Below are 6,586 nucleotides of genomic sequence, written 5' to 3'. Positions count from 1 at the left end.
CAGGCCGCCGAACAGCCGATTGCTGGACCGGCGTTGGAATCGCCATGGGCGCGATGCGGTGCGCGGATGCCGGTGCGGGTCAGTCACTATGACCTCCGATGTGGGGGTGGTATGAAGATCGCGGAGACGGCGGTCTGACCACAGGTGTGGGAACGCTCCCATTCGCTGCGAGGGTAGAAATTCACTGATAGCCCGTCAAGCATTCTGTTGGCCTTTTCTGTTCGAGCATGTTCGGATGCGAGCCAACGAGATGTCCCGTGCGCAGCCTTGTCCCTGTCGCCGCATTCCTTCTAAAAGGGCACTTGAACTGGGCCGACTCCCGGCCGTTTCAGACAGCTCACGGCCGAGGCACGGCGAGCCCCCGTCCACAGGATCGCACTGCTTCTTCCATGGATTGATGAGCAATGGTTGACAGCTTCATGCCCGATCGAGAAGCTGCATGATGCACCTCAAGTTCGTTGTGATGCGATTGCGCACTTCCGTCGCAACCCCCCTGTGATCGCTCACAGGTCTGACCTGGAGGAGCGTCCCTGGCACGCCCAGGCCGCCCCCTTCGACACATGCCACTCGTAAGCACTCCTGCCGTAGTTGTTGCCCCACAGAGGGAGGCGCATCGGCTGGATCGCACGCGGCCACACCAACTCCGCGAGCCTGAGAGTCAGTTGCTCCACCCATCCGCCTCGCTCCTCGAAATCTCTTTCTCACCACCCCCCTCTCCGCCGACCGCGACGGCTCACTCGCTGCCGACGGAAGGAAAGGACCGACCATGTCCCCGCAACCCCCCACACCAGTTGCCGGGCGCATCAGCCGGCGAACCCTGCTCAAGGCCACCACCGCCACCGCCGGAGCGCTCGCCACCGCCGTCGCGTTCGCCGAACTCGAGACGCCCGCCGAGGCCGCGGCGAGCTTCGTCAAGGGCGTCGACATCAGCTGGGCACCTCAGATGGAGGCACGCGGCTACTCCTGGAAGAACGCCAGCGGGCAGACCCAAGACCTGCTGACCATCCTCAAGGGATACGGCATCACCGCCGTACGCCTGCGCACGTTCGTCAACCCTTCCAGCGACCCGGCCAACGGGCACTGCGGCATCAACGAGGTGGCCGCCTTCGCCAAGCGGGTCAAGGCCGCCGGGATGTCGATCATGCTCGACTACATGTTCGGCGACACCTGGAACTCCGTCGGCGTGCAGAACCCGCCCGCGGCCTGGCGGAACATGAGCTACAGCCAGATGCGCACCGCGATGGGCACATACGTGAACCAGACCATGACGGTCATGAGGAACAACGACGTGATCCCCACCTGGGTGCAGATCGGCAACGAGATCAACAGCGGAATCTGCCGCCCAGTCGGCAGCGTCTCCAGCCCGGCGCAGATGACCGGACTACTCAACGCCGCATACGACCAGGTCAAGGCGGTGTCACCGATCTCGACCGTGTGTATCCACCTGGCCCAGCCGCAGAAGTACGACGCGATGACGACGTTCTTCAGTCGCTTCGCCGCGAACGGCGGCAAGTGGGACATGTCGGTGTTCTCCTCCTACGGCAGCACCGACGTCGCGGCCGGGATCGTGGGGAACATGAAGAGGATCTCCGACGCCTACGGCAAACCGTTCCTGCAGAGCGAGTTCGGTGGTCGGGTGGACCGCGCCTCCTCCACCCAGGCCGCGCTGGTCACCTACATCAAGGCCCTCAAGGCCAACGGCGGGCAGGGCATCTTCTACTGGGAGCCGGAGTGCATGTCCCCGTTCACCGGTTACAACATGGGCGCCTGGGACTCCGCCACGAAGCGGCCCTCCGTCATCATGAGCGGCTTCACCCAGGCCTGAGCGACGGGCCACGGACCTCAACCCGGACAACTCTCCGGTCAAGGACGGGATTGGTGATTGTAATGGGCATGACATTGGGTCTCGAAGGGCACGGGATCAGGCTGGGAGCAGTGGGTCTGCTGACCCTCGCGACGCTGGTCGGCACCGGTGCGGCGCATGCCGATGCCGCCACGCGGGCACTGCCGGCCGGTTGTTCCGGCACTGCGCCGATCAAGTGTCACTACGCGGTCTCACCCGGCAACTACGACGTGACCGTCTCCATCGGCGGTGCCACAACCGCCGAGACCGACATGTGGGTGGAGGCCCGGCGCCTGATGCTTCCGGCGACGAAGACGGCGACCGGCGCCGCCGCCACGTACTCGTTCACGGTCAACGTGCGGCAGCCGGAGGGGCAGCCGACCGGCCAGGGCGGCACCGGAAACCCCGGTCTGGACATCCGGTTCGCGGGGAGCAACCCGCAGGTGTCGGCCGTCTCCGTGAAACCCGCGCCCCAGCCGCTGGTCGCCTACCTGGCCGGTGACTCGACCGTGTGCGACCAGCCCGTGGCCCCGTACACGGGATGGGGCCAGATGATCACGCCGGCGGTGGGTCCCGGAGCGTCCGTCGCCAACTACGCCGACTCGGGGGAGAGTTCGGGCAGCTTCCTGAGGAACTCAGCGCTTTTCCCGGCCCTGCTGCCGAAGGTCAAGGCACACGACGCGGTCTTCATCCAGTTCGGCCACAACGACAAGCAGACCAGCGCGTCAGCCTTCCGGAGCAACCTCACCTCCATGATCACGCAGGTCCGCGCGAAGGGCGGCGTCCCTGTTTTGGTGACCCCGCCGGTCCGCCGGCAGTTCAACGGCAGCCGGCTCACGCCTACAGCACTGCACGTCAACGGCCTCGGAGTGAACCTGCCCGCCGAGATGCGCTCGGTCGGCACCGCGCAGAACGTGCCGGTGATCGATCTGACCACCAAGAGCAAGACGCTGGTCGAGTCCCTCGGCCCGTCCGCCTCCGCACAGCTCTTCCTGCGCTCATCCGTCGACGGTGTCACGGACAACACCCACTTCTCGCAGTACGGCGCGAGCCAGATGGGCGGGCTGGTGCTCCAGAGCATCCGCGAGCAGCGCCTGCCCCTGGCCGCGTACCTGCGCTGACCGACACCCGGCGCCAGTCCCAAGGAGGGACCCGTTGAGGAACTTACGGATTCTCATCACGACCGCGCTCATGATCGCCTTGTCGAGCCTCGGTGTCAGCGCCGCATCCGCGGCGGACCGCGTCGCCACGAACTGCATCAGTGCCTCCCGCGCCCAGGCGCCGGCCGCACGGGCGGTCGCCGCGCCGGTCACCGTGTGGCTGGCCGGCGACTCCACCATGGCCAACCCGAGTTCCGGCCGTTGTCCGGTCGGCTGGGGCAGCCAGTTCGACGCCCTGTTCAACAGCGACGTGACCGTCAAGAACCAGGCCGTCGGAGGCCGCAGCATCCAGACCTGGCTGTACGAGGGGAACGTGAGCAGCACCAAGGGCTCGAACGGTGAGTGCCGCCTCACGTCCACCGCGTACTCGTCTCGCTGGCAGGCGATGCTGAACTCGAGCACCGGAATGAAGGCCGGTGACTACCTGTTCATCCAGTTCGGCATCAACGACTCCTCCTCGACCTGCCCCCGGCACGTCGGCCCGGCCCGGTACCAACAGCTGATGACCATGATGGCGCAGGCAGCCCTGGCCCGGGGCGCGCACCCGGTGCTGCTCACCCCGGTGGCCGCCATCACCTGCTCCGGCGGCACAGCGACCAAGAACCGCGGCTTCGTCAACGAGACCTTCGCCGCCGGATCCGCCACCAGGGCCCCCGTCATCGACCTACAGACACTCAGCGTCTCGCTCTACAACAGTCTGCACTTCTGCCCGAACAACGGCGACTACGGAGGCACCGGTCCCCTGGGCACCTTCTTCTGCAACGACCACACCCACTTCGACACCTACGGCGCCCAGCGGGTCGCAGGGCTCGTCGCCGGTGACGTGCGCCGCCAGAACCTCCCGCTCGCCGCGTATCTCAGGTAGCACGCGGCGGTGGGCGCGAACCGAGGCCGGTCGGTTCGCGGGTGGCCTCAATGACGGCGGTGCCGCAGACCGAGGACGCAGTCGTCCCTACCTGACGGTGGCGTGCGGAAGCGGCTTGGCTCCGACCGGGCCGCGGCGTGCGACGAAGGCGGAGGCCGGGGCGAGGGTACGGCCGCGAGGCAATCTCCGCATCGGTGGTGACAGGAGGCCTCTCCATGGGTGAGTCACGGCTGGTCGGCTCAACAGTTGCGGTGGTTCCGGACCAGCGTGCGAGTTGGAGCCCTCGGCGGCCAACTGCACAGCGAGGAACTGGAGTCCGGCATGTGCGCGGTGCCGGTGGACACGACGTGCGCGCCGTACTCCACCACCCACCCAACGGCCAACGCAGCCCGGGCACGCACGCCCGAGGGTCGGATGATCGCGTTCCCCATGGACACCGGCCCCACCGGGCTGTTCTACCGCGCCGACCTGCTTCAGGAAGCCGGGATCACCACCGACCCGAAGGAGCTCGCCGCCCGGGCCCCGGACTGGGACGGCTTCGTGGCCCTGGGCAAGGAACTGCGGAAGTCCCAGGAGCGCGCGGTGATCTGCCCCAACATCCACCACGTCTGGAGCATCCGGCTCGGCCAGCTGGCCAGCATGTTCATGACCCAGGACGGCCGGTACATCGGCGACCGAGACGAACTGCGCGAGGCATTCGAACTGGCCTACCGGCCTGACTTGGGAGATGACGCTGTGAGAACCGCGAAGTTCGGCACCCCTGCCCTCCTGATCTCGGTGGTCACGGCGAGTTCCGTCGCCATGGCCCCCGGCTCGGCGTCCGCGAGCGCCGCGGCGGCCGGAAACACCTACTACGTCGCCCCGAACGGGAACGACGGCGCAGCAGGTACGCAGGCCGCCCCGTGGGCATCGATCGCCCGTGCACAGGCCGTCGCCAAGGCAGGCGACACGGTCTACTTCCGGGGCGGCACCTACGCCTACACCCGCGCGAACAGCGCCTGTCCGAGCCAGACCGCCAAGGTCGACGCGATCACCCTGAACAAGAGCGGCAGCTCAGGCAACCCGATCCGGTACTGGGCCCAGCCGGGCGAGAAACCGGTCTTCGACTTCTCGCGGATGACGGACAACTGCCGCATCAAGGGCTTCAACGTCACCAGCAGCTGGATCCACCTCAAAGGACTGGAAGTCAAGGGCGTTCCGCAGAACAACAACCGCAACGCCGAGTCCTGGGGGATCTGGGTCTCCGGCAGCAACAACATCTTCGAGCAGATCAACACCCACCACCACATGGGTACCGGCCTGTTCATCAGCGGCGGGGGCGGCAACCTCGTCCTCAACTCGGACGCGCATGACAACTACGACCTGCGCAGCAACGACGGGCCCGGTGAGAACGCCGACGGGTTCGGTTCGCATTACACGCCGGCCGGCCGGGCCGCGAACGTGTTCCGGGGTTGCCGCGCGTGGTGGAACGCCGATGACGGGTTCGACCTCATCTCCACCTACTCGCCCGTGATCATCGAGCACTCGTGGGCCTGGCGCAACGGGTACGTGCCAGGGACGACGACGCCCTCCGGCAACGGAGCCGGCTTCAAGTCCGGCGGCTACGGGGGCGACTACGAGGCCAACGCGCCGAAGCACACCGTCCGCTCCTCGGTGGCGTTCCTCAACAAGGCGGCCGGCTTCTACGCCAACCACCACCCGGTGGCCAACGACTTCTTCAACAACACCGGCTACGGAAACCACCCCAACTTCAACATGCTGGGAATCGACTCGCGCGGCGCCGCCGTCGGCCGGGGCAACCTGCGCAACAACATCGCCTACACCGGAACGCCAACGTCGAACATGAGCGGCACGAACGCCGCGTACAACACCTGGAACCTCGGCGTCCCCCTGGCCGACTCCCAGTTCCACAGTGTGTCGACGTCCGGCTGGGACGCGCCCCGCCAGACCGACGGGAGCCTGCCCGTACTGCCCCATCTCCGTCTCGCGGCGAACAGTGCCCTGATCGACAAGGGCACCGCCGTGGGACTGCCCTTCAACGGAAGTGCGCCGGATCTCGGCGCCTTTGAGAATGACGGAAGGTGACCTCTTGAGGCAAAGATCGCGTGTCGTCTCGAAGTACTGGAAGTTGGCCGCCGCCACCCTGTTGTCCGTGGCGTTGGCGGCGCCGCTCTCGGCGAGCACTGCCGCGGCGGAGGCACCTGCAACGCAGAGACAGGCAACGGAGCTCCAAGACCAGGGGGCGGCTGCCGGACCGGTGGTGGATCGCGGCCTCAAGTTCCTGGTGTCCGACTACCAGACGCGCATTCCGACGAAGTACACGGCTGACTCCTGGAAGCCCTTCGCCAAGGCGTTGACCGCCGCGGCCGAGGTCGCCGGCGACACTTCGGCCACCACGTCGGACGTCGCCGACGCGAAGACGGCACTGATGACCGCCGCCGCCGATCTGAAGCCCGCTGACGAGGGCACGTTCCAGACCATCACGAACAACACCTTCTGGAACGACACCAGCGGCAACCCCATTTATTCGCAGGGTGGTGGGGTCTTCAAGTTCGGCGACACCTACTACTGGTACGGCGTGCATTACACCGGCGCCGAGCTCTACCGGGCCAATCCGACGAGGAAGTACGACGGCAACGTCAGCTTCGTCTCGATCCCCGTGTACTCGTCCAAGGACCTGGTGAACTGGAAGTTCGAGAACCGGGTCGCGACGCGCTC

The 6,586-nt window shown here is 66.7% G+C and carries 5 protein-coding genes and 1 pseudogene; 5 read left to right on the top strand and 1 reads right to left on the bottom strand.

Translation table 11 applies throughout. The features are described from left to right. Positions 1–503: 503 nt before the first annotated feature. Complete coding sequence (locus F3T56_RS46750) at positions 504–671, bottom strand: hypothetical protein (protein WP_172639445.1); 168 nt, start codon at positions 669–671, stop codon at positions 504–506. 95 nt (positions 672–766) lie between these two features. Here F3T56_RS46750 and F3T56_RS43390 point away from each other — a divergent pair, with 95 nt between their 5' ends. From F3T56_RS43390 to F3T56_RS43370, 5 genes and pseudogenes are all read left to right on the top strand, one after another. After that, the gene (locus F3T56_RS43390; protein ID WP_149830977.1) at positions 767–1,825 is read left to right on the top strand and encodes a glycosyl hydrolase 53 family protein; all 1,059 of its coding nucleotides are present in this window, start codon (positions 767–769) and stop codon (positions 1,823–1,825) included. 68 nt (positions 1,826–1,893) lie between these two features. After that, on the top strand, positions 1,894–2,964 hold the full coding sequence (locus F3T56_RS43385; RefSeq protein ID WP_246204673.1) for a rhamnogalacturonan acetylesterase: 1,071 nt from the start codon (positions 1,894–1,896) through the stop codon (positions 2,962–2,964). Positions 2,965–2,998: 34 nt separating this feature from the next. Further along, a complete protein-coding gene (locus F3T56_RS43380) occupies positions 2,999–3,868 on the top strand; it encodes an SGNH/GDSL hydrolase family protein (RefSeq protein WP_216373086.1) in 870 nt (289 codons plus the stop codon). 267 nt (positions 3,869–4,135) lie between these two features. Beyond that, positions 4,136–5,953: a right-handed parallel beta-helix repeat-containing protein gene (locus tag F3T56_RS43375; RefSeq protein ID WP_246204665.1), complete on the top strand. Its 1,818-nt coding sequence runs from the start codon at positions 4,136–4,138 to the stop codon at positions 5,951–5,953. A gap of 4 nt (positions 5,954–5,957) precedes the next feature. Further along, positions 5,958–6,586: pseudogene (locus tag F3T56_RS43370) on the top strand (family 43 glycosylhydrolase); the annotation flags it as partial.

Source organism: Streptomyces tailanensis, from assembly GCF_008386495.1.
GTDB classification, from domain to species: Bacteria; Actinomycetota; Actinomycetes; order Streptomycetales; family Streptomycetaceae; genus Streptomyces; species Streptomyces tailanensis.
This window is presented reverse-complemented; position numbering and strand designations above follow the sequence as displayed.